This window comes from Hymenobacter sp. BT730, from assembly GCF_030542105.1.
Lineage (GTDB): Bacteria > Bacteroidota > Bacteroidia > Cytophagales > Hymenobacteraceae > Hymenobacter.
Genome location: NZ_JAUOFB010000003.1, coordinates 205,721 through 231,542 on the forward strand (window position 1 = coordinate 205,721; position 25,822 = coordinate 231,542).

A 25,822-nucleotide genomic window follows, 5' to 3' on the forward strand; every position below is an offset into this window, starting at 1 on the left:
AGTTACGTCTCAGCTATTATTTATAGTATTCCTGAACCCGCTTTTGAATGGCTTCATCAGGCGGGGGCTGATTGAAAATGTGCCCTAAAAGCTCATCAAAGGATTGAGCCGGCGTGAAAATGCTGTCGGCAAAAGGATTGCTGACGAAGCGGATAAATCCTGGCTGGTCATTAATGCAGACTAAATCCACGGTTACGTTGCCATAGTGCTGCAGGCAGCGGCCGGTTGCCGTGCAAGTTTGGGGCTTGGGCTTCAGGAAGTGCTTATAAATGGTTTCGCGGTAGCGCGGGTGCCTGGCCGTGCGTTGGTCGGAGGTGGAGAGGTTATAGCCCAGCCGTTGGGTTTGCTCCGCAATGAAATCGAACAGGTGCTGGAAATTGCCCGGCCCAATGCTGGGGTCATAGAATAATAGCAGGCCCTGCCGGCCACTTTCCCGCAGCAGTTGCACGCGCAGGCCCCGACCTGTGATGTTGGTTTTCTGAAAATGGTAGGCTTTAAAGTAAGGCCCCAGCCAGTTGCGATACACCTGCTCATTTACCCACTGGGCATGCCGCCGCATATGCGCGGGCGGGCGCACCAGTGGGCTCCAGGCCATGTTTTCAGCAGCGGCCCCGGAGCGGGATGATATAATACGTTTAAGAAAATCGAACAAGAAGAGTAAAAAATCAGTACGCCGGAAAAACACGGGGCTTCCCAAATAGTTTCCATTTCCTGCCTCCTCCCACAGTCCTTTACATTATTGACTATGAAGATGATGAGAACCGCTGTAAAAAGTCCGGCCCGGCTAAAACAAAGTTTACTGGCTGAGTGCCTTCGCATTCAGCAGCAAAAAGCCAACAATGCCCGGCAGGCTATGCAAGATGTGCAGGAAAGTGCCAACGAGCATCAGGGTTCCATCGAAGATAAGTTTGAGTCGTTTAGGGAAGCTTGCCACATACAAAGGGAGCTGTTTGCCCACCAACTGGAAGAAGCGGAGCGGGGCCTGATGGTGTTACAGCGGCTGCGCGATGCGCATACCGTGCAAGGCGTGCCCGGCCTGGGCTCCGTGGTTGAAACCGACGTACATACCTACTTTATTTCAGTCAGTATTGGGGAGTTTATGGTAGACGGCAAACCTTATTGTGCCATTTCTGCCTTTTCACCCTTGTTTCTGGCCATGGCTAACCATCGTACCGGCGACACCTTTAAATTCCGGGGGCGCAGCTTTCATATTAAGGCAGTGTACTAACCGCTCGGTTATGACCAAAAAAGAAGCGGCGCCCGAATTCGGGCGCCGCTTCTTTTTTGATTTGTTATCAGAGACTAGCGTACCCGCGTCCAGGTCTGGGAGCGGCCAATCAGCGAGAAGCCGATGTAGCCTTTTACTTCCATGGTGTTCGGGCTTAGCAGTTTCATGTAGCAGGAGTACGTTTTGCCGCTTTCGGGGTCGTAAATCTTGCCATCGTCCCACTTGTTGTCCTCATCATACTCAAAGTCCTGCATGAAGACCATGCCTAAGCGGGGACGGGAGCGGAGTTTGGGGTCTGGGTTTTGTGTGTCGGTTTTCGCTTTGCCCGTCTTGGGGTCATTCGGGACGGTGAGGGATACAATCCGCCCACAAAGCTTTTTGCCGCACTGGTAAATCTCGAAAGTTGCCTTCTTCTCAGCATTGGTCCATACCCCTAGTGGGGATAGTTTTTGGGCAGAGGCCATAGAAGCAAGTCCCAGCACGAGGGCCAGACAGAGAAACAGAGCTTTTTTCATTGAATAGATGGAAAGAAGGGTTTGAGGGGAAAATATAGGCAAACTCTGGAGAATGTCAATATCTGAAGATGAATGCTGTGCAGCCCAAAGGCAAGGATAGTACCAATCATTGGCCTCAGGATTTTCTTGTAGAAAAAAAAGCAACTGACACTCAGTCGGATGCCAATTAAATTGGATTGTTCAGCTAAAAAAAGCCGAATCCGTTTTGAACCTTCAGGCCGAGTTTTAACTTTACCAACCGTAGCGAGTGCTACAACTCCCCCAAGTAGCCCTAAGGTGCTGGGTAGCGCGGGAAGAGGTATGTTGGATGTAAAGAAAGGAGGTACAAAATGTCTAGTAGTCCCAAACAAATCCTGCCAAGCCTGTCGAATGTAGTACGCTTCACCGCCGTACGCGCTTAACAACAGCTTTCGCGCGGAACCTCTGTTAGCCCCTCAGGGCGGGTTCCCGCATTCTGGCAAGGTCTTACTCGAAGGATGACGGGGCTGAACCCCAGACTCGTCGCTTGGTAAGATTTGAAGGATTAGATGCCCGGTTAGCCCAGCAGCCTGTATGACAGGACTGCATAGGCTACCCGGGCATCGTTCGTTTAGAGCAGCCTGTTTAAGGCTCACAAAGCCATTTGCGCTACTCCAGGTACAAGATTGATCAAAGCAGCCAGCGCTGGATGTTCTCAGGCATCCAGCGCTGGCTGCTTAGCAAAGGCAAGGTTATTCCACTGACCGGCAGCATCAACCCCGTGTTAGTTAGGAGTAGGCTTATAGCACGCGGCGTACAGACATAAACCGTCTTTCGTAGTCTGATTTCTCTACCGTGCTGATTTTTACCCCTGATTCTTTTCTGGCTGAGGAAGAATGAATAAAACGCAGCGGCTCGCCGGGGTTGGAAATAACAATGCCGGCGTGGCCTGGCGTGGTAGAAGTAGATGCTGTGCCCGTAAATACAACAATATCACCGGGACGGGCGCTGCTGCGTGGTACTTCCCGGCCGGTATTTATCAGGAGAGCAGTGGAGTGAGGCACTGGCACACCAAAGCGGGCAAATACATAGTTTACAAAGCCGGAGCAGTCAAAACCGGTTTCGGGTGTGGCCCCGGCATAGCAGTAGTTGGTACCCAGCTGGCGCATGGCAAACCGAATAACACTATCGGCGCGTGCTGCATTGGGCTCCGCAGGGTGGTCCAGCATCCAAACCGCCGAGCGGGCAGGGGGTTGGGTTTTGCTGTTGGCCGGGCGCAATACGGTTTTGGGGGCCTCATTATCCACCAAGGCCAGCGGGGCTTCCACTTGGCGATTCTGGATGGTTACGCCAATAATGAAAGCCGCTATTACAAAAAAACCTAGCCAGACATAACGCATGAAAACGCAGAGCTTCCCGGAATATAAGCGGAAAGGTATTCTCCTAACGGAGGTACCGGGTTAGGGGTTCCGGTGCGTGCAAGCCAGCGCCAACGCTTCCTCACTTAATTTTCACCAGTATCTTGCAACTCCTGGCGGATAGCTGTGTCCGCTAGCCAGCATTACTCACTTACATTCTTCCATGCTCCACCACCGTTTTCGTTTCCTCCTGGCAGGGCTCTTGCTCTGGCTTACTGTGCAGGCTGCTCCCGCCTGGGCGGCACCCGCATTGCAGTACACACTGCTCATGCCTGCCCCCCAAACCCACTATTTTGAAGTAGATATGCGTCTTTCGGGCTTCCGGAAGGCCTATACCGATGTAAAAATGCCCGTTTGGGCACCCGGCTCTTACCTGGTTCGGGAGTTTTCCAAAAACGTAGAGGGCCTGGAGGCCAAAGATGGCTCTACGGCGCTCCGGACCGAAAAAATTGACAAAAACACTTGGCGTGTATTTCATCCTAAAGCTCAGGACTTCACGGTGCATTACCGGGTTTATGCTTTCGAGCTTTCCGTGCGCACCAGCTTCATTGATGCTGCACACGGCTACCTGAACGGCACCAGCGTGTTCATGTACCCGGCCGAAAATAAGGACCTGGCCAGCACCCTCACTGTGGTGCCCGCACAGGGCTGGACGCAGGTAACCACCAGTCTGAAGCCGGTAGCCGGCGGTGCCCCTTTCACATTTCGCTCGGCTTCTTATGATGAGCTGGCCGATTCGCCCATTGAAATTGGTACCCACCAGGTGCTGCAGTTTGAAGCAAACGGTACCCCGCATACCATTGCCATGTACGGCAACCCCCGTTTTGATGAGCAGCGTCTGCTCACGGATATGAAGCGGGTATGCGAAGAAGCCCACCGTGTGGTAGGAAAAAACCCTCTGGACCGTTACGTATTCATCATCCACAACATTGACCGGGGCACCGGTGGCCTGGAGCACCTGTTCTCCACCACGCTGTCGGTATCGCGCAATGCGTATTCTTCGGAAGCCGGATACCTGGGTTTCCTGGGGCTGGTAGCGCACGAGTATTTCCACCTCTGGAATGTGAAACGTATCCGCCCCGTAGCCCTGGGGCCGTTTGATTATGACCATGAAAACTATACCCACATGCTTTGGGTGAGTGAAGGTGGCACAGAGTATTTCTCTAACCTGATTACCCAGCGCGCTGGCTTTGTTACTCCGCAGCATTACCTCGATGCCTTAGCAAATGGTATTACCCGCGTAGAGAATACCCCGGGTAATAAAGTGCAGTCTGCTGCGGAGTCCAGCTTTGATGCCTGGATTAAGTATTATCGCCCTAACGAAAACTCGAATAATACTGGCATCAGCTACTATGATAAAGGCGAGTTAATTGGAGCTATGCTGGACCTGATGATCATTCAGGAAACCAAAAGCGAGAAAAACCTGGACGACGTGATGCGCTACCTCTACGAGCGGTATTACCAGCAGCTGGGCCGCGGCTTCACCGATGCGGAGTACCAGGATGCCGTAGCCAAAGTAGCCGGCCGCCGCTTCGATGCCTTCTTCCGCGACAACGTGTATGGCACCAAAACCCTGGACTATGCCACCAACCTGGGCTATGCCGGCCTCCTGCTAAGCAGTACTCCTGCCTCAGGCGAAGGAGTGCTAGGCGCCAATGTTAGCACGAATGGTGGCAAGTACACCGTCACCAGCGTGGTGCGCAATGGCAGCGCCTGGCAAGGTGGACTGAGCGTAAACGATGAGCTGCTGGCCCTGGATGGCATCCGCCTGACCGATGACCCCAACAAGCTTCTGACCGCCCGCGCCGCCGGCACGCCCATCCGTCTGCTCATCGTGCGCGACGGTCAGACCCGGGAGCTAACGCTGCCGCTACTGCCGGCAGCTACTCAGAAATACCGCATCGAAGTGATGCCCAACGCCACGGAAGCTCAGCAGAAAGTGTTGCGCAAGTGGTTGCCTGAGCGTAAAGCATAAAAGGTACACTACCTATTCAAAAGCCGCCCGGTCCATAAGATCGGGCGGCTTTTTTATGTTGAATCAATTAGGACGGATGAGTCACAGCGTCACCTTAAAACCAGAAATGCCCGCCTGATATGTTCAGGCGGGCATTTCTGGTTTTAAGGTGACCAGTCAGCTGTTAGTACACTCGTTCCAGCGAGACTTCCCGGACCGGGGCAATTACCAGGGGCACCTTTTCCACTTTCACCGAGCTGGTATCCAGCCCAAAATACTTGTCTTCGGAGGCAATGAACTGCTTGATATAGAAGTACGCCTGCATTACAAAACGCTCTACCAGGGGGAAGTCGTTTTCTACTGAAAGGAACTTCTCCAGCACTACAAAGCGGAAGTCGCCGGTTACGTGCTGCTTACTCAGCGACTCATAGCGCGAGGTGATGTCCACCTCTTTGTTGCGCACCAGGTCCTCAATCACCTTACGGAAATAGAGGTTGATTTTTTGCTCTACCCGGAAGCCCAGGCGGAAGGTAATCCGGAAAGCATCATCCGGAGCCAGCTCCACCACTTTATACTCCATGGTATACGGCTGGTCAGTGGTATCTACGTGTACAAACCAGTAGATATCGGCCCGTTTAGGGCGCTTCTGGAAGATGGAGTAGATGATTTTGGACTCGATTTCCGTCTGCCGCTCAGCCGAGGTCATAAATACCAGGTGCGTAGAATACTTCGGCACCGATTCATCGGCGCTCAATTGCTTCAGCGCTTCCATGTAGGGGTCTATCTTCACAAACTCCGTAAGGCGGCGCTTAATATAGAAAGCACGCAACCATATGTACATCACGGAAATCAGACAGAGGCTAATGGCCACGGACACCCAGCCGCCGTGCGGGAATTTAATGAGGTTAGCTACCAGGAAGGAGCCCTCAATGGCCCCGTAAAGGAGCAAGAAAAGAACTACCAGAACCATGGGCACCCGCTTGGCCCGCAGCCACATAGAGAGGAGCAGGGTGGTCATCAGCATCGTAATGGTAATGGCCAGACCGTAAGCTGCTTCCATGGCACTCGACTCCCTGAAATACAGCACAATGGCAATACAGCCCAGCAGCAGCAGGCGGTTCATGCTGGGTACGTAAAGCTGGCCCTTCACATTAGTGGGGTAGTTGAGGCGCACTTTGGGCCACATATTCAGGCGAATGGCTTCCGCTACCAGCGTGAATGAACCCGTAATGAGAGCCTGAGAAGCAATAATGGCTGCAATAGTGGCAATACCAATTCCAATCAGCAGAAACCAGGATGGCATGAGCTCATAGAAAGGGTTGCGGCCACTCAGGTGCTGGCCTACCTGGGTCATGAGCCAGGCGCCCTGCCCGAAGTAATTGAGCACCAGGCAGAGCTTCACGAAAATCCAGCTGATGCGGATGTTGCCTTTGCCGCAGTGGCCCAGGTCAGAGTACAGGGCCTCGGCCCCGGTAGTGCACAGGAATACGGCTCCCAGCAGCCAGAACCCACCCGGCGTGTTCACCAGCAGATTATAGGCATAGTAAGGGTTAGCCGCCTTCAGAATCCCGGGGTGCTGGGCAATGCTATAAATGCCAAGCACTGCCAGCATCGAAAACCATAGGAACATGATAGGCCCGAAGGCTTTACCCACAATCTGCGTTCCGAAGCTTTGCAGCAGAAACAGCAGCACCAGGATGACAATGACGATATAGACAATGGTAGTCTGCTGCAAATGCGGATACACTGTTTTCAATCCCTCAATTGCAGAGGTAACCGAAATGGGCGGGGTAATAATACCATCGGCGAGCAGGGCTGCGCCACCCACTATAGCTACGGCCGACAACCAGATACCGCGCCGGCGCACCAGGGCAAAAAGCGAAAAAATGCCGCCCTCGCCATTGTTATCCGCATTGAGCGTAAGCAACACGTATTTGATGGTAGTTTGGAGCGTGAGCGTCCAAAGCACGCAGGAGATGCCGCCGTACACTAGGTCCTGGGTAATGGTTTCGGGCACAATGGCCTTCATTACGTACAGCGGGGAGGTGCCAATATCTCCGTAAATAATACCGAGTGCAATGAGCAGGCCCGCCGTGGATATGGCTGTATGCTGATGTTTGGCGTCCATGAAAATGGTAAAAAAGAGATATGTGCTGCTACGTTTTTTGAGCCGCCAAAGGTAAGCTAAAAGAGAAAACCAGCATCCTGCTGGCTTACTGCTCTGGCTCCGTTGCTTCTTCGTTATGTTGCTGCATGGCGGAAACTGCCTGAAACAGTAGAACAGCCTGCTCGTCGTGGCGCTGTTGAATGCGCCGGTTCACCTGAGACACAAGCGCTTGCCAGGGGGCTAGCTCGCCCGAGAGGGAATAATACAAATCTTCCTGCCCAAGCCGCAGGATGCGCAGTCGTTTGGCACCACGGTGGCCAATTAGCAGGAGCAACGCGCCCACAGTCATGCCCATGGCGGCCGGCATTGTGCGGAGCCAGTTTTGCAGAAAGGCCATAGTAAAAATAGCCAGCGTGAGGCCGCCCAGCAGGTACCAGAGCAGCCAGCGCACTGGCTTTACTTCCACCGCCTCCAGCTCCAGTAAGCTAAATACCCGTCCATCTACCTTTAGGGTAGTATCCGTTAGCTCCAGCCGGCCATCTTCGCTGCGCACTGTGGGGGCAGCGAAGGTTGGTGGCAACAGCGGCAGCTGGGAATCTTCCATCGGAGGATGTGGAGAAGAAGTAAAACCCGGCATCGGGCCACTGGTGCCGCAACTGCCGGCGCTCCATTGGGGCACGGCAGTGCTTGTGGTTTCCAGTGGCCCGGTGCCAGGCATACTTAGTTGTTTACTTTTAGGAGCTCCACGTCAAAAATAAGCGTGGAATCAGGGCCGATGTCACGGCCGGCACCGCGCTTACCGTAGGCCAGCTCAGAGGGGATATACAGGCGCCACTTCGAGCCTTCAGGCATCAGTTGCAGGGCTTCTGTCCAGCCGGCAATTACGCCGTTCACGGGGAAGGTAGCAGGTTGGCCGCGCTGGTAGCTGCTATCAAACACATTCCCATTAATGAGTGTGCCGTGGTAGTGCGTGGTTACCGATGAGTTGAGCGTGGGCTTCTTGCCCGAGCCTTCTTTCAGTACCTCATACTGCAGGCCGCTGGGCAGGGTTTGTACGCCGGCTTTGTCTTTGTTGGCGGCCAGAAAGGCCTGGCCTTCGGCCTGGTTCTCGCTGGCATTGCTGTTGCCGGCGCTGCTGCCACTATCCTGGGCGCCTTCCTGGGCTTCCATCTGCTGCTGCAGTTTGCCCATGGCTTCTTTCATCTGGTCTTGCGTGAGGCGGCTGGGCTCCCCGGCCAGGCCTTCCTTCATGCTGGCGGCCAGCACGTCAATATCCAGATCCAAGCCCTGCTGGGCAAAGTTGCGGGCCAGGTCACGGCCGATGATGTAGCTGATTTGGTCTTTTAAGCTGTTGAGGTTCATAAGGGTAGGGTACAAAGGATGAGAAACGGCAAGGATACGCCTACTACGTATCACACCGTGAAGTACCGAAATCAAATGAGAATGGATGCGCTTTTCTTCCGCAGGGGCAGGGAACCCCCTGAGAATGAGCAGCAATTTCACCGCTTCGGCATAAAGAAGCCCTGTCATTAAGTGACAGGGCTTCTTACAAGGTATTGGGCCGTTTAGCAGTAATAGCAGCTATCCTCGCCCCGTAGATCAAAATTCAAATTAAGGTCTTTGAGTTGGGCCGACAGGTAACGGAACGAGCCCAGGCCACCCAACAGCAATAACGACGAAAACGCGGTGGTCTTTTTCATAACTTCTTTCTCCTTACTGGTTTGTGCGGGCAAAGATACGGAGATATCTATAAAATGTTATGCAAGCATACTTTAAGGAATTGTTAAATAGGCTGCTGCATGCATCAAAGGGAGATTATCAGGCTTGCAGCGTTCTAAATTCCGCAGGCAATGGGTGCCAGAGTGCGCCCATGAGGCAAGTGTAAACCGTTGCGGAAGCTCTGCAGAAACCAAACCAGGTTGCTGGTTCTACTGCACCAGCTTTGCATATAGCTGCTGCAGGGTTTCAGCAGCATTCTCACATAGGCCAGGATGTACCGGCGAAGTTTGCACAATGGTGCTGCGCTGGGCCGTAAGCCAGCGGAAGCGGGAGGCAATGGGCAGCTGACCAATGGGGCCGCCTTCCCGGCGACCATGACAAATTCGCTCAAACGCCCGTAGGCGCTGGGCCAGGTCCTGCAGGTCCAGTTCCTCACAACCAAAGGAGCGCAGGCGTGCTTCGGGCACTTCACACTGGGTTTGCAGAAATCCTTCCGAGGCGCAGTACACAATAACGCCCACGTTCAGGAATTCCTCACGCTCTACGCGGGGTACCACGCGCAGAACGGCGTACTCAAATAAGTGCTTTTCGGGCATGCTGCGCTTCCTGTACAAAGGTTTCTGATGCGGCCAGACGGGCTTCCAGGAAGCGCACATAATTTGCACGCTGTTCCTCCGCCGACTGGGTGGTAGACTGATCCGCCGTCAGCCACTCATCGGGTACCAGAGCCAGAATGGAGTGGAGTACATCCGGGGTGAGAAGGGCACGGCTCTCAGCGTCCACTAGCTCTAGCTCGCTGGCCTGTGGCAATAACACATGGTCTTTCACCTGCGGGAAGACGCGGCGGGTATTCTGAGCCCATTCGGGACCGGTGTGGTGCACATAAAGCGCCGCGCCATGGTCAATCAGCCACAGTTCCCGGTGCCACATCAGCATATTCGTGTTGCGGGCGGTGCGGTCTACGTTCAGCGTGAGGCAGTCAAGCCACACAATCTGGGAGGCCAGCCGGGGCTCCAGGGTATTCACCAACGGGTCGTAGGTGACGGCCCCGGAAAGGTAGTGCAGGGCCAGGTTGAGGCCGGTGCTAAAGCGCAGCAGGTCCTGAATCTCCTCATCGGGCTCGGTGCGGCCAAAGGCTTCATCCAGCCGGATAAAGACCAACTCCGGCATGCGCAGCCCCAGCGCCCGCGCCAGCTCGCCCACAATCAGCTCGGCAATCAAGGCCTTTAGGCCCTGGCCGGCCCCCCTAAACTTCACCACATAGAGAAACCCGTCATCGGCCTCCACCAGGCCTGGCAGGGAGCCGCCTTCACGGAGGGGCGTAACGTAGCGCGTCACGTCCACGGTTCTAAGAGAAAGGTCAAGTGGGGGCATAGCGGGAAAAGTGGGGCAAAGGACGCAAAATCCGGCTGATGTACGGCCGGCGGCTATCGGTGTTGGGCCTTGCCCGTTTTTAAATGGAGCGCACTAAGGGTAGAACTAGATTCCGGGGAGGAAATCTAATTGGGCACTTCCTCAACTTCCACCCGCCGGTTCCGAACGTCTGGTGACGGATACAGTGGCCTTGAGTCGCCATAGCCTATGGTACTGATGCGGTCAGCGGCAATGCCAGCTTTCACCAGGAATTGCTTAACCGCTTCGGCCCGCTGTTCTGAAAGCACCTGGTTTTTCTCTGATTCACCCAACCGGTCGGCATAACCGGCCACCCGGATTTTAATGGCAGGACGGGACCGTAGCTCGGCCACTACCTGGTTGAGCGCTGCAAAACCATCGGGCAACAAGTCGGCGGTGCCAATTTTGAACAGCACTTTAGGCAGAACCACGGGTTTACTAGTAACCAATGGGGGCCCAGCGGGCAGCGTGGTATTCACCCGGGCAGTATCGGGCGGAGGAGGCAATGGCAGCGTTGCTACGGGCGGTATGGGTTTGGGTGCTATTTTAGGCGTAAGGGTCGGTTTCGTAACCTGAATAGTAATGGATACCGGGGTTTGCTGGGTAGTAGGATAGAAGCCCTGGGTTAGAAAATACGTAGTGGTTTTGCTGAGTCTGGTACGGAAGGTGTTTCCCTTTGCAATGGGTTCCGTTAACTCAGCATCGGCATACCATTGCACATCGCGGCCAGTTACCCGGATGGTAGTAAGGGTGCCCGCCGGCACTGTGGAAGCCGACTTAAGCTTAATACGGTATAAAGTAAAAGTGCCTTTGTCGCAGTCCCCAATGGGGCGGTACGTGGCTCGCCCGGTGAGCTTTTCCTGCTCCGGGTCATAGGTAAAGCTGATGGAACCCTGGCACCAGAAGTTAAAGTCTGAGCCTCCTTTTTCGTACAGCTTCCGCATTTCTGCCACCAGCAGCTTATTGCCGGTACGGGCACCCTGCACTTGAAATGTCACTGACATATCGGGGTTGTTCAGGACCTCCTGGTAGAGTACACCAAACATGGCCGCACCCTTACTATTCTGTAGTCGAAGCACGGTAGGCCAGGCAGCACCCGGCTCCCCGGTATCCGTTTCGGCGCCTTGCCACACGCCCACCAACGACTGCCCACTTGCCTGCCCGGTCAGCAAGCAGGCCAGCAATCCTAGCCATACTTTATAGTACAATCTGCTCACAAACAATCAAGCAAGTGTCTGAAAAATAATGACAATAATATAAAGCTCTCCGCACTGTGATGGGTGAGCCGAATCAGCTATTCTATTAAGCCGTTGAGGTCTAAACAAGAAAGCCTTTTGAAAAGCCTCATAAAGGCACAAAACCGGAAATGGATGTTTTAGGTGTCCAGCAAACGCCGATGGTAATTTATCTGGCCTAGATGATAAGTCAGATGGGTAGTCAGATGAACCAGAAAGTATTCAGTAGAAGTAGGCGCATCAAAAACCACCTGCGGATACACTTTTTGCAAGTTCGCTTCTGTAAGTGCGCTAAGAGACTTATCTACTACCTGCTTCGTGTCTTCCACCATGCGCAGTAAGTTCGCTTTAGGCAAGTGCTTTTGTGAGAACTCTGCTTCTCGGTTTCGGGTGTAGCCGATTCCACCAAGTTCACAACCGATATAGGTATTCAAATTGCCGATTAAATGCAGGCACAGGTTGCCGCCTGAATTGGCAATGCCTTGCTCCACATACCAAAGCTTATGCTCATCCTGGTAAAGCTCGATTTCATTCTTTAACCTGGTCAGGTCCCGGTTAAAAAGCTGTCTTAGCGTTTCAATCAGCATACTTCTGTATTTGCCAAAAAAGTTACTAGTGCGGAGTTTAGCAGCAACTTGGGTTACTGCTCCCAGCCTAGGAGATTATGTGACCATGGGATGATAACCCAAATGCATACACCTGGCAACTGTTACTTGAACCACCAGCTACCCCAGGTACTCCATATCGTCCGGGCTCAGACATATATCTACTGCCTTTAGGTTCTCACGCAAATGGGCCAGGGAAGAAGTGCCGGGGATAGGCAATATCCAGGGCGACTTGTGTAACAGCCAGGCCAGGTTTATCTGTGCTTCTGAGGCGTTATGCTTACGCGCCATTTCGGTAATTCGAGTACTTGTCTTGGGAAGTGAGTTGAGCAGCGAGAAAAAGGGAATCAGCGGCATGCCATGTTCCTCACAAAGGTCTAATACTTCCTCACCACCGGGATTCGCCCCGTAAGGCAACTGCATGGTGGTGCGCTGGCCATAGCCATACATATTCTCCACGGTGGCAATTTCGCCCAGCTTTAACCCAGCTTCCAACTCCTCGCGTGTTACGTTGCTTAAGCCCACATGCAGAATTTTGCCCTCACGCTGCATCTCAAACATGGCGCCCAATTGCTCCTCCAACGACACCTGGCCGTGGCCTAATACCCGCAGGTGTACCAGCTGTATTTGCTCCTGCTGCAAGGTGCGCAGGTTATTATCGATACTGGTGCGCAGGTTCTCGGGCCGATTAAAGGGCACCCAGCTTTTATCAGGCCGGCGGGTGGCGCCTACCTTCGTGCAAATGACCAGGTCAGCAGGATAAGGATGAAGGGCTTCCCGAATCAGACGGTTCGTCACGTCTTCGCCATAGTAGTCGGCGGTATCCAGGAAGTTCACGCCCGACTCTACGGCGGTTCTGAGAATCTGGAGTGCCTCCGTACGGTTGGCTGGCTCACCCCATATTTCCGGGCCGGTCAGGCGCATGGTGCCGTAGCCTAATCGGGAAACGGTGAGCGGCTGGGCGGAATTTTGGGCAATGGTGATGATCTTGGTCATGAGCGGAAGGTATGATGCTGGTGATTGACAGAACAAATAAATCAGAAAGGCAGCAGGTGTTGGGTAACGCAGCCCCGGGTGCCAGAGATATAAAACGGCCCGCTCCTCAGAAGAAACGGACCGTTGTAAAAGCTGCTAACCTTATATAGGCAGGGGCTATTCGTCGTTCGAGGTGCCTGATTGCTGAGGTCCGGCTCCACCAAGCATAATGGCCAACGACTTCATCCCGATTTGCATTTCGTCTTTAGCATAGTCCAGAATAGGAGTATTGGGTTTGATCTGCAGGTCCTGGGGTGTCACGGGCTTGAGCTGCACACTGGCAAACTCATACACCATTATCTGCTTGCGCGCCTTGTCGAAATACACCACCAGCTTGGTGATGCCATTTTTTTCCTTGACGTACACAGGGTGGGCAAAATTCAGCAACTGCGGAATCTGTGCGGAGGTCCACACATCCAGGGCTACCGGCTTCTGGCTTATGGCGCCAGGCTCATCGGTTGTGGGGGCGGCGGCTCCCGGTTTCAAGGTATAGGTAGTTTTCTGGCAGGGATACCCGGCTATCAGGCTGGTTTCAGGGGAAGTCTTCAGGGTATAGTCTTCCTCCGTAACCACAATGCTCTGCCAGCTCTTTTTCATGGTAGCAGCATTGTAGGTGTAGGCCACTCGCTCCGCGCTGGCATGGGCAGCCATCAGCAGCAGACCACTATTTTTAGCCCCATCGAAGTAGTTTTCGAGATGATACGACAGGCCATCGGTGCTAACGCGGGCTTCCTGGCCCCGGCAGTAAATAGTGCCTTTGCGGGGCAGCATCATGGCGCCCATCACCAGGGCCGGACTTAGCTTCTCCGCTTCGGCCTGAAACTGCTGCTGCTCCGCCGGCGTCATGCGCATGGCTAACTGTTGCATCTGGTCCTGCACATTTCCCTTGGCAGGATCAATCTGACTGAGTAGTTTATCGTAGGGGTTGCCCGGCAGTGAAACCCGTGTGGTAATGATTCCCTGCGTGAAGTTGGCAGGCGCGGCCGTAGGTACTGAAGAATAACCAGCTGCCAAAAACAAAGCGGCAAATGGCAAAACGGATAAAGCAAGCGGACGACTGATGCGCATAAGTTGGTAATAAGCAGAGAAAGAATAGTAGGAAAACATCGGCAAGCTATATAGATAATTCGTAATGGTCGAGCTTTCTTACCGTTCCCTTCTAGGAGCATTTGCCGATACTCAACAGTTCAGGGCCTTTCAGGCGCATAGAAGCATCACCGAGGCGCTGGCTGCGTGGTGCTGAGAACTTGAACAAGGGCATACCTGACTCAATACTCTTGCTTGCCTGCAGGAAGAGCTAAGAGACATTCAGGAAATCAAAAGTGCCTGATTTGGCTTTTTGCGGTACTGCAGGTCCACCCAGCAGGACGGATCTCTACATGGCCGCTTACTCCTCGCTCCGGGCCCGGCGCTGAATGCGTGCTTCCCACCGCTTGCGCTTGGGCGCAATGCTGCCGCGCAGGTATTTCTCCATCACCAGAACGGCACAAGGGGCGGCAGCCGTGGCTCCAAACCCGGCATTTTCGATGTAGACCGCCACGGCTATTTTGGGGTTGTTGGCCGGGGCAAAGCCCACGAAAGCGGCGTGGTCGTCGCCCTCGTCGTTTTCTACGGTGCCGGTTTTGCCGGCCACCGTAATGCCCACATCAGCGAGGCTGGAGGCATCGGCAGTGCCGCCGCGCTGCATTACGGCTACCATGCCGGGCACCAGCGCGGCAAGGTGTACACTGTCGATGAGGGTATGGTGCTTTACCCGGAAGCGGTGCAGCGGCCCACCTTTCCCGATGCCACGTACCAGGTGGGGCGTAAAATACCAGCCCCGGTTGGCAATGATGGCGGCCATATTGGCCATTTGCAGGCCGGTGAGGTTGATTTCGCCCTGCCCGATGCTGAGCGAGTAGATGGAACGGTACGTCCAGCTGCGGGTACGGCGGGCTTTATCATAATAAGCTGGCGTAGGCAGAAAACCGGGGGCCTCGCGCGACATATCAGTGCCCAGCACCGAATCCAGCCCAAACGAGCGGGCATAGCGGCGCCAGTGGTCCAGGTTGATGTGGCGGGCACGGGCCGAATCTTGCGCCAGACTGTCGGGGGTGCGGTTAACCAGGTCCCGCATCACCTGGTAGAAGTAGGGGTTGCAGCTGTACTTCAGACCGGCTGTAAGGCTTTTCGTGCGGGGGTGGTCATGCACGCAGCTCACCAGCGACTGGTCGCAGCGGAAAGCGGTGGTGGGGCTGATGGCGCCCATCTGCAATGCCACGGCGGCATTCACCAGTTTAAATACCGACCCAGGCGGATTGGCCAGCATAGCCGGCCGGTTCAGCAGCGGCATATCTTCGTGTTCCAGCAGCTTGGCTCGCACCCCGGCCTGGTCGGGCGCGGTGATGGTAGTGGCCGGGTACACGGGAGCTGATACGAAGGCCAGGATTTCCCCGGTGCGCGGGTCCAGGGCCACCAGGTAGCCTTTGCGGCCGCCCAGCAGTTTTTCGGCGTAGGCCTGCAGCTTCACATCAATGGTGAGGTGCAGGTCCTGGCCTTGCTGAAAGGCGGTGTCCTTCGCCCAAGTGCCGTGCTGCTTTCCCTTGGCATCTACCAGCGGGTGCAGGTAACCGCGGTGCCCGTTGAGCAGGCCGTTATAGTAGGTTTCCACGCCGCCGTTGCGCAGGCGGTAGAAGCGCCCGCGCCGGTAGCGCTGGGCCTGGCGGAAGAAGGCCTGTGCCTCGTTACTCTTATAACCCAATACGTGGGCGCCCGCCGCTGTGGTATACACACGCTGTTGGCGCTTACTAAGGATGAGCTTGGGCCAGGCAGCACTATCACGGCGCACCCGCTCGGCTTCGGCTGCTGTGAGGGTGAGCTGGACCGGATAGCCGGCCGGTGCTTCGGTGTAAGGCAGGGCATCGGCAATGCGCCGCCGCACGGTTACGGAGTCCCAGCCCAGCAGTTGGCCCAGCGCCAGGGTATCGAGTGGGGGGCGGCGCGGTAGCTTTAGCAGAAACTGCGGGCGGGTGTCCACCAGCACGGAATCGTACCGGTCGAGGATACGGCCCCGTTGCGGCAGGTCGGGGAGCACCACGCGTCGGGCAGTATAGCGCACCCGCACATCCTGGTTCTGCGTTGGTGCGCCGGTTTGCTGGTCCGGGGACGAGCAGGCCGCCAGCACTATAAGCAGTGCTAGAATACTCTTACCCCACTTATTGCAAGCCTTACGCATGAGGTAAAGCTAGGCAATTGCCGGATGCCAGGGCTAATTAGCGCGAGTGTAGAGCCGCGTCCTCGTGCCTACTCATGCCAAAAAGGTATGGCTATGGTGTAAAAACAAAAATGCCACCTGGGTTTCCCCAGGCGGCGCAGGAACTTCTTGCCACTAGTTAGGCCGTGCTAAAACCTCGTCAGATGGGATTAGAAATCAATTGCCTTGCTCAGCGCCAGATAGAAGCCTGGGACGCCAGCGCCTGTTCCTTCCAGCGTTGTTCATTTACCCCAAACACCAGCAACCACACGATGTTGGCTACGGCTCCTATCAACCCCAAAATCCCAATAATCGGGAACAGCTGATATCCAAGCGGCGGCCATAGGAACAGCAGCCACCCCATACCTCCCACAACGGATACCACACCCAGCCAATGAGGAAGAAAGGTGGACTTTATGACAAGGTAGCCCTTGAGCAGGGCATAAATGCCGAAAAAAAGCAGCGCCATAGCGGCCCCGTAGTCATTTATCTTAAGAAAGAGCGCCGCCAACGTCTGCAGCTGTTGCGGGTTGAACATTTGCAGGTAATGCTCACCACCGAGTAATAGCAAGGGTGCGTAATAAAAGAGGCGGGCAAACGTCTTGATTGTGCAACCGACAAGGCTAAAGGTGGCCGCCAGCAACGACATGCTTCTACTTACGGGTTTAAACAAGTCATAAAAGATAATGGTCATCGTGATTTGACACGCCATTTCGATAATATAAACCGCGAAGCCAGTCCGGAATAGCGACTCATGAGTCAGAATATTATGGGCGGTAGCGGCCGCATCACCTGTAATTACTAGTCTGCCACTAACAAACCCCTGGGCGTATATTCCAGTCAGGATTGTCAGGAGGTAAAATACCCCGCCAATTCTGGCCTTACGCCGTGGCGACATCTCGGCAAGGGGCACAGTTATCAAAGTGGCGCTCATGGCAGCTTGGCTTGGGGTTTTATTGGGGATAACCTTCTAGTTAACCATACTTAAGTTTAGCGAATTTTACATTCACGAACCTATATATTGTTTTTTGAACTGTCGGCGTACCTCGAAGGCAGAAGCGCAGAGCCATATTAACTGGTGCGGGTTTAGCGCAGCCTAACTCGTGTTACATCTTGACAGGGGGATGTGCCTTCCCATTAGAACGACAAACGCCGTCTGGATATAATGTATCCAGACGGCGCAATTTCGACTTGCCGCTTGGGCGTTAGTGGAGGTACAACTTTCACCCTATGTATGGTCATGAGTTATGCTGCGCTAAACTCGCGCCAGACTGGGTTACGATTCACTATACCTATATTTTGTTAAAGTATAGGCATGAAATAAAAAGGGTGTTACCTCGTGAGGTAACACCCTTTTTATTTCAGCCAAACTAGCCGCAGCCTACATATTCCTTCTGTACTGCCCACCTACCTCAAACAGCGCATTGGTCACCTGACCAAGCGAGCAAAACTTCACCGTTTCCATCAGCTCCTCAAACAGGTTGCCATTGGCCACGGCTACTTGCTGTAGCTGCTTCAGGCGCTGCTCGGCCGTGCCTTCGTTGCGGGCATGCAGCGTCTGAAGCTGGGTGATTTGGAATTGCTTTTCTTCCTCCGTGGCGCGGATTACCTCGGCCGGGATGACCGTGGGGGAGCCTTTGGAGGAGAGGAAGGTATTCACGCCGATGATGGGGAATTCGCCAGTGTGCTTCAGGGTCTCATAGTAGAGGCTTTCTTCCTGAATTTTGCCGCGCTGGTACATGGTTTCCATGGCGCCCAGCACGCCGCCGCGCTCCGTGATGCGGTCAAACTCCAGCAGTACGGCTTCTTCCACCAGGTCCGTCAGCTCCTCAATGATGAAGGAACCCTGCAGCGGGTTTTCGTTTTTGGCCAGACCCAACTCCCGGTTGATGATAAGCTGAATAGCCATGGCCCGGCGCACCGATTCCTCAGTGGGCGTGGTAATGGCCTCATCGTAGGCGTTGGTGTGCAGGGAGTTGCAGTTGTCGTAGATGGCGTAGAGGGCCTGCAGCGTAGTGCGGATATCGTTGAAGTCAATTTCCTGGGCATGCAGGCTCCGGCCGCTGGTCTGAATGTGGTATTTCAACATCTGCGAGCGGGCGTCGGCGTTGTACTTCAGCTTCATGGCCTTGGCCCAGATGCGGCGCGCCACGCGGCCAATAACCGCGTACTCGGGGTCAATACCGTTGGAGAAGAAGAACGACAGGTTGGGCGCAAAGTCATTCACGCTCATGCCGCGGCTCACGTAGTACTCCACAAACGTGAAACCGTTGCTGAGCGTAAGGGCCAGCTGGGTAATGGGGTTGGCACCCGCCTCGGCAATGTGGTAGCCGGAAATGGACACCGAGTAGAAGTTGCGAACCTTCTCCTTAATGAAGTATTCCTGCACGTCGCCCATCAGGCGCAGGGCAAACTCCGTGGAGAAGATACAGGTGTTCTGGGCCTGGTCTTCCTTCAGAATATCGGCCTGCACGGTGCCGCGCACCTGCGCCAGCGTGCGGGTTTTGATGGTGTGGTACACCTCGGCGGGCAGTACCTGGTCGCCGGTTACGCCGAGCAGCATCAGGCCGAGGCCGTCGTTTCCTGCTGGCAGCTCGCCTTGGTAGAAGGGGCGCGCCACGCCTTTCGCGGCGTAGATCTGATCAATCTTCTGGCTAACCTCGTCTTCCAGTCCGTGCTCCTTTATATATAGCTCGCACTGCTGGTCGATGGCAGCATTCATGTAGAACGCAGCAATGGTGGCGGCCGGACCGTTGATGGTCATGGATACCGACGTCATCGGGTTGGCCAGGTTGAAGCCGGAATACAGCTTCTTGGCATCATCGAGGCAGCACACGCTCACGCCGGCATTGCCAATTTTGCCGTAGATGTCGGGCCGATGGTCAGGGTCCTCGCCGTACAGCGTCACCGAGTCAAAGGCCGTGCTCAGGCGCTTGGCGGGCAGGCCGGCTGACACGTAGTGGAAGCGGCGGTTGGTGCGCTCGGGTCCGCCTTCGCCGGCAAACATGCGGGTAGGGTCTTCGCCTTCTCGCTTGAAGGGGAACACACCGGCCGTATAGGGAAACTCGCCGGGTACGTTTTCCTGCAGCTGCCACTTCAGCAAATCACCCCAGGCGGTGTAGCGCGGCAGGCTTACTTTCGGAATCTGGAGGTGGGAAAGGCTTTCGGTGTGCGTCTGGATTCGGATTTCCTTGTCGCGCACCTTAAAGATGAACTCCGGGTCGCGGTAGGATTTTACCTTTTGCGGCCAGGTCTCCAGAAGTTTCCAGTTTTGCCCGTCCAGCCGAAGCTTGATTTCCGAGAATGTTTCCTCCAGGCCGGCCATGAGTGTTCCAGGCTCGGTTCCGTGGCTGCTGCTCCCGCCGCTGGCGTTAGCTCCTCCGGGCTGGAGAGTTTTAACGGCTTCAACGGCTTGACGGATTCCGTAAAGCTGTTGGGCCACTTCGGCTTGTTTTTGTACCCAAACATCGTATTGGCGGTTGGTTTCGGCTATTTCTGAAAGGTAACGGGTGCGGTGAGGCGGAATGATATAGATCTTCTCCGAGTCCTCCTTGCTGGTTTCGAGGTGGGAGGCAAACGGCACGCCCGTCTTGGCTTCTACGGTAGCCAGAATGGCGCGGTAGAGGCGGTTCATACCAGGGTCGTTGAACTGCGAGGCAATGGTGCCGAACACGGGCATCTCGTCCAGCGGCTTGTCCCAGAGCTGATGGTTGCGCTGGTACTGCTTGCGCACGTCGCGTAGGGCATCCAGGGCGCCACGCTTGTCAAACTTGTTCAGGGCAATTACGTCGGCGAAATCGAGCATGTCGATTTTCTCCAGCTGGGTGGCCGCACCGTACTCGGGCGTCATCACATACAGGCTGGCATCGGAGTGCTCAATGATTTCGGTGTCGGACTGGCCAATGCCGGAGGTTTCGAGGATGATGAGGTCGAAGTCGGCGGCGCGAACTACGTCCACGGCGTCCTGCACGTACTTGCTCAGAGCCAGGTTGCTCTGGCGCGTAGCCAGGCTGCGCATGTACACCCGCGGCGAGTTGATGGCATTCATCCGGATCCGGTCGCCGAGCAGGGCCCCGCCGGTTTTGCGCTTGCTGGGGTCTACGGAGATAATGGCAATGGTCTTGTCCGGGAAGTCGAGCAGGAAGCGGCGCACCAACTCATCTACCAGAGAAGATTTACCCGCACCGCCAGTACCCGTGATGCCCAGAATAGGGGCTTTCTTGGCTTCGGAAGCAGAAGGGTTTACACGCTGGTCGGCACCGCCTTCAGCCCGTTGGAAATCAGAAATCAGCTGGCCTTTCACCCGGTCAAACTCCTGGGGGAAGTTCTCGGCAGCCGAAATCAGACGGCCAATGCTGCGGGCGTCTTTCTCTTTTACGTGGTCGATTTCGCCGTTCAGGTTCTGGCCGGTGGGAAAGTCCGACTGCTGAAGCAGGTCGTTGATCATGCCCTGCAGGCCCATGGCGCGGCCATCGTCGGGGGAGTAGATGCGGGTGATGCCGTGCTTCTGCAACTCCTCAATTTCGGTGGGCAGAATAACGCCGCCACCGCCGCCAAATATCTTCACATGGCCCGCCCCGCGCTCCTGGAGCAGGTCGTACATGTACTTAAAGTACTCGTTGTGGCCACCCTGGTAGGAGGTAATGGCAATGGCCTGGGCATCTTCCTGAATGGCGCAGTCTACAATTTCCTGCACGGAGCGGTTGTGGCCCAGGTGAATAACTTCGGCGCCGCTGCTCTGGATAATGCGGCGCATGATGTTGATGGCAGCATCGTGCCCATCAAACAGGGCTGCAGCCGTTACAATGCGGATATGGTTCTGAGGCTTATACGGAGCTACGGGAGCTGGATGCATAGCACGGGTGGGTTGGGTGGAAATATGGGGAGCGAAGGTAAGAAAAAAGCCCCGGCGGGTAAGGCCGGGGCCGATTTTGGAGTAGATGCCTACAAGCTGCCACAGCAAATGGTGCAGATACAGTAACTAGCGCGGCGAAACAATCAGACTAGATGCGTACTATTCTCACTCCTCGAACATGCTTTATAGTGTTAACGCTGCTGGGCTTAGTGTTTTGGGCAAACTCCTTAACGTTACCTGCTTTCACCAGTGTCGACGCCAGAGACAACCTTGATCAACAGTACTTATTGGAGCATAGCCTAACCACCGAGCAATACTGGCAAGCTGTGGCGAAAGTGGAAACCCGTAAGTATGTATATGAGGATATTGGTACCGGCCTGGCAGCCTTAGGAGCGGCTTTGCTGCTCTTTACCGTTTACAAAAAGGTTTGGCAATGGAGGGATTTTCTAACCGTAAAAAGCCCAGCAAAGCGGCAGCTATTCTGGGTTTTAAATTTGGCTTTGCTGTTATCCTGCCTGAACGCCTACTGGGATTATTCCAGTGGGGGTGTAAGGCGGATTTATGACCCGAAAGCAGACGCCTTTGGACTTGCCATGTTCCAGGAAATGGTAGGCTCCATTTTCATTTATGCATTCCTGAATGCTATGCTTTGGCTGATTGCCAGAAGAGCCGGTCCATCAACAAACCTATTTAAACGCCGCCCAAACTATGGTTTGGGTAGTAAATTTCTGGAAGTAGTTTATGCCGTTCTTATTCTGTTTTTGCTCTATAACATAAGTATCAGCCTCCGCTACGGAACCCCTTATGGTGTATTGGAAAACGTCCTGATTTTGTATGTAGTCTTAAGCGTAAGGGCTATTACTATGCTGCCTGCAAGTGTAAGCCGACAAGCAGCATAGTAACTAAGCACTTATGCGCAAAGGCTACTTCGCCGCATTCTTTTCCAGCGCCTGCAACAAATCATCGGCAGCCTTTTCTATATCCGAATATCCTTGCTGGGCGGCGCGCTCTTTGGCAGCAATCAGGCCGTCGCGGTGTACGGTTTTGAAGTCGCCGTAGGGGAAGTGGTAGCGGCCTTTTGTGTCTTCACCTTTGCTTTTATCTATGCCCAGGTGCCACTGGCCATACTCGGCTATTTCGTGCTTCTCCAGAAACTTGTTTTCGGCACTACTGTCGGGGTTGTGCTGGCCCCAGTGACCTTGGTCGTTCTTGAGTTTGCCATCCTGAATTAGCTGCTTGGCAAACTTTACGGCTTCGTTATTTAACTGCATACTCATAGTAGAGGAGACTAAATGGTAAGAAGAATATGGGTTAGGTATAGGTGATACGCCGGAAAACAGCAGAAGTTAAAAAGGAGCAGGGATAGTGAATTTCAGCAATGTTACCACTGGCAAACCCGCCGGTTTTAGCATTTTCAGCCCCTTTTGCCTACCTTTGCCACTGGAAAAAACCGCCTCTAGTGAAGAACATCCGCAATTTCTGCATCATCGCCCACATCGACCACGGCAAAAGCACGCTGGCCGACCGCCTGCTGGAATTTACCAGCACCGTGGCCAAGCGGGACATGCAAGCCCAGCTGCTCGATAACATGGACCTGGAGCGGGAGCGGGGCATCACCATCAAGAGCCACGCCATTCAGATGCAGTTTCCCTACAAAGGCGAAACCTACACGCTGAACCTGATTGATACCCCCGGCCACGTTGACTTTAGCTACGAAGTAAGCCGCAGCATTGCCGCCTGCGAAGGTGCCCTGTTGATTGTAGATGCCTCTCAGGGCATCGAAGCCCAGACGATTTCCAACCTGTATCTGGCTATTGGGGCCGATCTGGAAATCATTCCGGTGCTCAATAAAATCGACCTGCCGCACGCTATGCCAGAGGAGGTAACCGATGAAATCGTCGACCTCATTGGCTGTGCCCCCGAAGATATTATTCATGCCTCCGGCAAAACCGGCATCGGCATCGAAGACATTCTGCACGCTATCTGCGAGCGGGTGCCCGCGCCCAAAGGAGACCCGGAAGCTCCTCTGCAGGCCCTGATCTTTGACTCGGTATTCAACTCCTACCGGGGCATCGAAGTCCTGTTCCGCATCAAGAACGGCACCATGCGCAAGGGCGACAAGCTCCGCTTCATGGCCACCGGCAAGGAATACGGCGCCGATGAAATTGGCATTCTGGGCCTGAACCAGGAGCCCCGCCAGGAAATGAGTGCCGGCAATGTTGGCTACCTCATTTCCGGCATCAAAGAAGCCCGCGAAGTAAAAGTAGGTGACACCATCACGCACGTAGCCCGGCCCACGCCGGAAGCCATTCAGGGCTTTGCCGATGTGAAGCCCATGGTATTTGCCGGTATCTACCCCGTAGAAACCAGCGAATACGAAGAGCTGCGCGGCGCCATGGAAAAGTTGCAGCTGAATGACGCCTCCCTGGTGTGGGAGCCCGAAACTTCGGTAGCGCTGGGCTTTGGCTTCCGTTGCGGCTTCCTGGGCATGCTGCACATGGAAATTGTGCAGGAGCGTCTGGAGCGCGAGTTCAACATGACGGTAATTACCACCGTGCCCTCGGTACAGTTCCACGCCATTGGTACCAAGGACCAGCTCCTGACCATCAATGCGCCCTCCGAAATGCCTGATCCTAACATGATCAAGCTGATTGAGGAGCCCTACATCAAGGCCCAGATCATCACGGCGTCGGAATATGTAGGTGCCATTATCACGCTGTGCATGGACAAGCGGGGCATCATCAAAGGCCAGAGCTACCTGACTTCTGAGCGGGTGGAGCTGTCGTTTGAGCTGCCGCTGTCTGAAATTGTATTCGACTTCTTTGACAAGCTCAAAACCCTCTCGCGCGGCTATGCTTCGCTGGACTACGAGCTGATTGGTTTCCGCGCCGCCGATATGGTGAAGCTGGATATCATGCTGAACGGGGAGAAGGTGGATGCTTTGTCGGCTATTGTGCACCGCAGCAAAAGCTACGAGTGGGGCCGCCGCCTCTGCGAAAAGCTCCGTGAGCTGCTGCCGCGTCAGCAGTTTGAAATTGCCATTCAGGCCAGTATTGGTCAGAAAATCATTTCCCGCGAGACCGTGAAGGCTTTGCGCAAAAACGTAATTGCCAAGTGCTACGGCGGTGATATTTCGCGTAAGCGGAAGCTGCTGGAAAAGCAGAAAGAAGGTAAGAAGCGGATGCGCCAGGTGGGCTCCGTGGAGATACCCCAGGAGGCCTTCTTGGCCGTCCTTAAAATCGATTAGTATCAGAAACGCGTCCCCGCCGGACGCGTTTTTTTTTGCGGTGCAAGGTGCATTTCAACATAATCTAAACAGTAAACATCATGATGGATTGCCCCGAAGTTGCCCGTAAACTCACCAAGAACTGTTCCAGCGAAGGCCAGCTGCTTAAGATTCTGGCACACGCTAAGAAAAGCTACGCCTGGCGCGATGAGTGGCCCAAGCTGCAAGTTGATATTCAAACCGAAGGTGCCGCTGCCATCAGCCGGCATCAGCTAAGTTCTGCCTCTGCATAAACCCTTCTAACCATAGCAACCGCATGACCACAGCTCCCGAAGCCACTACCTACCGCCTCATCGACGGCAAGCAGACCGCCGAGGCCATTAAAGAGGAAATTGCTGCTGAAGTACAGGCGCTAAAAGCGGCTGGTCATAAAGTACCACATCTGGCGGCCGTTCTGGTGGGCCACGATGGTGGTTCCGAGACGTACGTGCGGAATAAAGTGTTAGCCTGTGAGCGGGTAGGGTTCGAGAGCACCCTTATCCGCTATGAGGATGATATTACGGAAGCCGAGCTGTTGGCTAGGGTAGAAGCACTCAACCAGGACACTCGCATCGACGGCTTTATTGTGCAGCTGCCTTTGCCGCGCCATATCTCTGCCGAGAAGGTTATTGAAGCCATTCGGCCTGAGAAAGATGTGGATGGTTTTCACCCCATGAACATTGGCCGCATGGTAGCCGGGCTGCCGGCGTTGCTGCCAGCCACGCCTTCCGGCATTGTGGAGCTGTTGCGCCGCTACGAGCTTCCTACTGATGGTAAACACTGTGTTATCATCGGGCGTAGTAATATAGTAGGTACGCCTGTTAGTATATTGCTGGCTAAGAACTTAGACCCTGGTAACTGTACAGTTACTTTATGCCACTCGCACACCCAGAACCTGGCCGAAATTTCCCGAACAGCTGATATTCTGGTGGCTGCTCTGGGCCGGCCGGAGTTTGTACGAGCGGATATGGTTAAGCCCGGTGCTGTGGTTATTGATGTAGGTACTACGCGTGTAGAGGATGCAACCAAGAAATCAGGCTATGCTCTGAAAGGGGATGTCTGCTTTGAAGAGGTGGCACCCCTGACCTCTTATATCACACCGGTACCCGGTGGCGTAGGACCCATGACCATTGCTATGCTGCTACAGAATACCCTAAAAGCTGCCAAAGGCGAGGTGTACGCCCGGTAGAATCCAATTTTTCCGGTATTTTTGTGTTTTAATTGCCGCCGGATTCAGTTACTTTTCAGGTCGGGCTGCCGTCACGGAACCAATGCCGCTAGGTGCTGGTTCCGTGGCGGAAACC

23 protein-coding genes are annotated in these 25,822 nt (G+C 54.6%); 6 read left to right on the plus strand and 17 right to left on the minus strand.

The window, feature by feature from the left end:
• Nucleotides 1-16: 16 nt before the first annotated feature.
• Nucleotides 17-652 carry a hypothetical protein gene (locus tag Q4G72_RS10725; protein WP_303311424.1) on the minus strand — a complete coding sequence of 212 codons (636 nt, stop codon included), beginning with the start codon at nt 650-652 and terminating at the stop codon, nt 17-19.
• A gap of 99 nt (nt 653-751) precedes the next feature.
• On the opposite strand from Q4G72_RS10725, the gene Q4G72_RS10730 reads away from it, so the two are divergent.
• Nucleotides 752-1,228: a hypothetical protein gene (locus Q4G72_RS10730; protein WP_303311425.1), complete on the plus strand. Its 477-nt coding sequence runs from the start codon at nt 752-754 to the stop codon at nt 1,226-1,228.
• Nucleotides 1,229-1,302: 74 nt separating this feature from the next.
• Here the strand turns inward: Q4G72_RS10730 and Q4G72_RS10735 are convergent, their stop codons facing one another.
• Together Q4G72_RS10735 and Q4G72_RS10740 are read right to left on the minus strand one after the other, a co-directional pair.
• Nucleotides 1,303-1,743 (minus strand): DUF2147 domain-containing protein, encoded by a 441-nt coding sequence (locus tag Q4G72_RS10735; protein ID WP_303311426.1) that lies wholly within the window; start codon nt 1,741-1,743, stop codon nt 1,303-1,305.
• Nucleotides 1,744-2,501: 758 nt separating this feature from the next.
• Nucleotides 2,502-3,101: a C40 family peptidase gene (locus Q4G72_RS10740; protein ID WP_303311427.1), complete on the minus strand. Its 600-nt coding sequence runs from the start codon at nt 3,099-3,101 to the stop codon at nt 2,502-2,504.
• Nucleotides 3,102-3,282: 181 nt separating this feature from the next.
• On the opposite strand from Q4G72_RS10740, the gene Q4G72_RS10745 reads away from it, so the two are divergent.
• On the plus strand, nt 3,283-5,094 hold the full coding sequence (locus tag Q4G72_RS10745) for a M61 family metallopeptidase (RefSeq protein ID WP_303311428.1): 1,812 nt from the start codon (nt 3,283-3,285) through the stop codon (nt 5,092-5,094).
• A gap of 163 nt (nt 5,095-5,257) precedes the next feature.
• Here the strand turns inward: Q4G72_RS10745 and Q4G72_RS10750 are convergent, their stop codons facing one another.
• From Q4G72_RS10750 to Q4G72_RS10810, 13 genes are all read right to left on the minus strand, one after another.
• On the minus strand, nt 5,258-7,201 hold the full coding sequence (locus Q4G72_RS10750) for a KUP/HAK/KT family potassium transporter (protein WP_303311429.1): 1,944 nt from the start codon (nt 7,199-7,201) through the stop codon (nt 5,258-5,260).
• Nucleotides 7,202-7,286: 85 nt separating this feature from the next.
• Nucleotides 7,287-7,784, minus strand: a complete 498-nt coding sequence (locus tag Q4G72_RS10755) for a hypothetical protein (protein ID WP_303311430.1) — start codon at nt 7,782-7,784, stop codon at nt 7,287-7,289.
• Nucleotides 7,785-7,900: 116 nt separating this feature from the next.
• Nucleotides 7,901-8,542 (minus strand): BamJ family beta-barrel-assembly machinery protein, encoded by a 642-nt coding sequence (bamJ, locus tag Q4G72_RS10760; protein ID WP_303311431.1) that lies wholly within the window; start codon nt 8,540-8,542, stop codon nt 7,901-7,903.
• Between the two features lie 203 nt (nt 8,543-8,745).
• On the minus strand, nt 8,746-8,880 hold the full coding sequence (locus Q4G72_RS10765; protein ID WP_303311432.1) for a hypothetical protein: 135 nt from the start codon (nt 8,878-8,880) through the stop codon (nt 8,746-8,748).
• A gap of 228 nt (nt 8,881-9,108) precedes the next feature.
• Nucleotides 9,109-9,495 (minus strand): DUF3037 domain-containing protein, encoded by a 387-nt coding sequence (locus tag Q4G72_RS10770; protein ID WP_303311433.1) that lies wholly within the window; start codon nt 9,493-9,495, stop codon nt 9,109-9,111.
• Nucleotides 9,473-10,273, minus strand: a complete 801-nt coding sequence (locus Q4G72_RS10775) for a HipA family kinase (protein WP_303311434.1) — start codon at nt 10,271-10,273, stop codon at nt 9,473-9,475. The genes Q4G72_RS10770 and Q4G72_RS10775 overlap by 23 nt, the downstream gene beginning before the upstream one ends.
• A gap of 125 nt (nt 10,274-10,398) precedes the next feature.
• Nucleotides 10,399-11,508: an OmpA family protein gene (locus Q4G72_RS10780; protein ID WP_303311435.1), complete on the minus strand. Its 1,110-nt coding sequence runs from the start codon at nt 11,506-11,508 to the stop codon at nt 10,399-10,401.
• A 158-nt stretch (nt 11,509-11,666) separates the two neighbouring features.
• Nucleotides 11,667-12,113 (minus strand): DUF1572 family protein, encoded by a 447-nt coding sequence (locus tag Q4G72_RS10785; RefSeq protein ID WP_303311436.1) that lies wholly within the window; start codon nt 12,111-12,113, stop codon nt 11,667-11,669.
• Between the two features lie 138 nt (nt 12,114-12,251).
• The gene (locus tag Q4G72_RS10790; protein ID WP_303311437.1) at nt 12,252-13,127 is read right to left on the minus strand and encodes an aldo/keto reductase; all 876 of its coding nucleotides are present in this window, start codon (nt 13,125-13,127) and stop codon (nt 12,252-12,254) included.
• Nucleotides 13,128-13,283: 156 nt separating this feature from the next.
• Nucleotides 13,284-14,234: a hypothetical protein gene (locus tag Q4G72_RS10795; RefSeq protein WP_303311438.1), complete on the minus strand. Its 951-nt coding sequence runs from the start codon at nt 14,232-14,234 to the stop codon at nt 13,284-13,286.
• 319 nt (nt 14,235-14,553) lie between these two features.
• Nucleotides 14,554-16,380: a peptidoglycan D,D-transpeptidase FtsI family protein gene (locus Q4G72_RS10800; RefSeq protein ID WP_303311439.1), complete on the minus strand. Its 1,827-nt coding sequence runs from the start codon at nt 16,378-16,380 to the stop codon at nt 14,554-14,556.
• Nucleotides 16,381-16,588: 208 nt separating this feature from the next.
• The gene (locus Q4G72_RS10805) at nt 16,589-17,332 is read right to left on the minus strand and encodes a DUF4386 domain-containing protein (protein ID WP_303311440.1); all 744 of its coding nucleotides are present in this window, start codon (nt 17,330-17,332) and stop codon (nt 16,589-16,591) included.
• 447 nt (nt 17,333-17,779) lie between these two features.
• Nucleotides 17,780-21,253, minus strand: a complete 3,474-nt coding sequence (locus Q4G72_RS10810) for a methylmalonyl-CoA mutase family protein (RefSeq protein WP_303311777.1) — start codon at nt 21,251-21,253, stop codon at nt 17,780-17,782.
• Nucleotides 21,254-21,405: 152 nt separating this feature from the next.
• Between Q4G72_RS10810 and Q4G72_RS10815 the strand changes: the two genes are divergently transcribed.
• Nucleotides 21,406-22,152, plus strand: coding sequence for a hypothetical protein (locus Q4G72_RS10815; protein ID WP_303311441.1), 747 nt, complete (start codon nt 21,406-21,408; stop codon nt 22,150-22,152).
• A gap of 24 nt (nt 22,153-22,176) precedes the next feature.
• Here Q4G72_RS10815 and Q4G72_RS10820 read toward each other — a convergent pair whose 3' ends face one another.
• On the minus strand, nt 22,177-22,530 hold the full coding sequence (locus tag Q4G72_RS10820; protein WP_303311443.1) for a hypothetical protein: 354 nt from the start codon (nt 22,528-22,530) through the stop codon (nt 22,177-22,179).
• A 182-nt stretch (nt 22,531-22,712) separates the two neighbouring features.
• Here Q4G72_RS10820 and lepA point away from each other — a divergent pair, with 182 nt between their 5' ends.
• The 3 genes from lepA (at nt 22,713) to Q4G72_RS10835 (ending at nt 25,707) form a co-directional block, all read left to right on the plus strand.
• Nucleotides 22,713-24,500: a translation elongation factor 4 gene (gene lepA, locus Q4G72_RS10825; protein ID WP_044513539.1), complete on the plus strand. Its 1,788-nt coding sequence runs from the start codon at nt 22,713-22,715 to the stop codon at nt 24,498-24,500.
• Between the two features lie 80 nt (nt 24,501-24,580).
• Complete coding sequence (locus Q4G72_RS10830; protein ID WP_303311444.1) at nt 24,581-24,772, plus strand: hypothetical protein; 192 nt, start codon at nt 24,581-24,583, stop codon at nt 24,770-24,772.
• A gap of 23 nt (nt 24,773-24,795) precedes the next feature.
• A complete protein-coding gene (locus tag Q4G72_RS10835) occupies nt 24,796-25,707 on the plus strand; it encodes a bifunctional 5,10-methylenetetrahydrofolate dehydrogenase/5,10-methenyltetrahydrofolate cyclohydrolase (protein WP_303311445.1) in 912 nt (303 codons plus the stop codon).
• The last annotated feature ends 115 nt before the right edge of the window (nt 25,708-25,822 follow it).

Coding starts and splice junctions, on each gene's coding strand:
- Q4G72_RS10775 (WP_303311434.1), bottom strand. CDS start 10,273: ATGCCCCCACTTGACCTTTCTCTTAGAACCGTGGACGTGACGCGCTAC.
- Q4G72_RS10830 (WP_303311444.1), top strand. CDS start 24,581: ATGATGGATTGCCCCGAAGTTGCCCGTAAACTCACCAAGAACTGTTCC.
- Q4G72_RS10765 (WP_303311432.1), bottom strand. CDS start 8,880: ATGAAAAAGACCACCGCGTTTTCGTCGTTATTGCTGTTGGGTGGCCTG.
- Q4G72_RS10805 (WP_303311440.1), bottom strand. CDS start 17,332: ATGAGCGCCACTTTGATAACTGTGCCCCTTGCCGAGATGTCGCCACGG.
- Q4G72_RS10755 (WP_303311430.1), bottom strand. CDS start 7,784: ATGGAAGATTCCCAGCTGCCGCTGTTGCCACCAACCTTCGCTGCCCCC.
- Q4G72_RS10735 (WP_303311426.1), bottom strand. CDS start 1,743: ATGAAAAAAGCTCTGTTTCTCTGTCTGGCCCTCGTGCTGGGACTTGCT.
- Q4G72_RS10795 (WP_303311438.1), bottom strand. CDS start 14,234: ATGCGCATCAGTCGTCCGCTTGCTTTATCCGTTTTGCCATTTGCCGCT.
- Q4G72_RS10745 (WP_303311428.1), top strand. CDS start 3,283: ATGCTCCACCACCGTTTTCGTTTCCTCCTGGCAGGGCTCTTGCTCTGG.
- Q4G72_RS10815 (WP_303311441.1), top strand. CDS start 21,406: ATGCGTACTATTCTCACTCCTCGAACATGCTTTATAGTGTTAACGCTG.
- Q4G72_RS10800 (WP_303311439.1), bottom strand. CDS start 16,380: ATGCGTAAGGCTTGCAATAAGTGGGGTAAGAGTATTCTAGCACTGCTT.
- Q4G72_RS10785 (WP_303311436.1), bottom strand. CDS start 12,113: ATGCTGATTGAAACGCTAAGACAGCTTTTTAACCGGGACCTGACCAGG.
- bamJ (WP_303311431.1), bottom strand. CDS start 8,542: ATGAACCTCAACAGCTTAAAAGACCAAATCAGCTACATCATCGGCCGT.
- Q4G72_RS10770 (WP_303311433.1), bottom strand. CDS start 9,495: ATGCCCGAAAAGCACTTATTTGAGTACGCCGTTCTGCGCGTGGTACCC.
- Q4G72_RS10810 (WP_303311777.1), bottom strand. CDS start 21,253: ATGCATCCAGCTCCCGTAGCTCCGTATAAGCCTCAGAACCATATCCGC.
- Q4G72_RS10835 (WP_303311445.1), top strand. CDS start 24,796: ATGACCACAGCTCCCGAAGCCACTACCTACCGCCTCATCGACGGCAAG.
- Q4G72_RS10730 (WP_303311425.1), top strand. CDS start 752: ATGATGAGAACCGCTGTAAAAAGTCCGGCCCGGCTAAAACAAAGTTTA.
- Q4G72_RS10820 (WP_303311443.1), bottom strand. CDS start 22,530: ATGAGTATGCAGTTAAATAACGAAGCCGTAAAGTTTGCCAAGCAGCTA.
- Q4G72_RS10740 (WP_303311427.1), bottom strand. CDS start 3,101: ATGCGTTATGTCTGGCTAGGTTTTTTTGTAATAGCGGCTTTCATTATT.
- Q4G72_RS10750 (WP_303311429.1), bottom strand. CDS start 7,201: ATGGACGCCAAACATCAGCATACAGCCATATCCACGGCGGGCCTGCTC.
- Q4G72_RS10790 (WP_303311437.1), bottom strand. CDS start 13,127: ATGACCAAGATCATCACCATTGCCCAAAATTCCGCCCAGCCGCTCACC.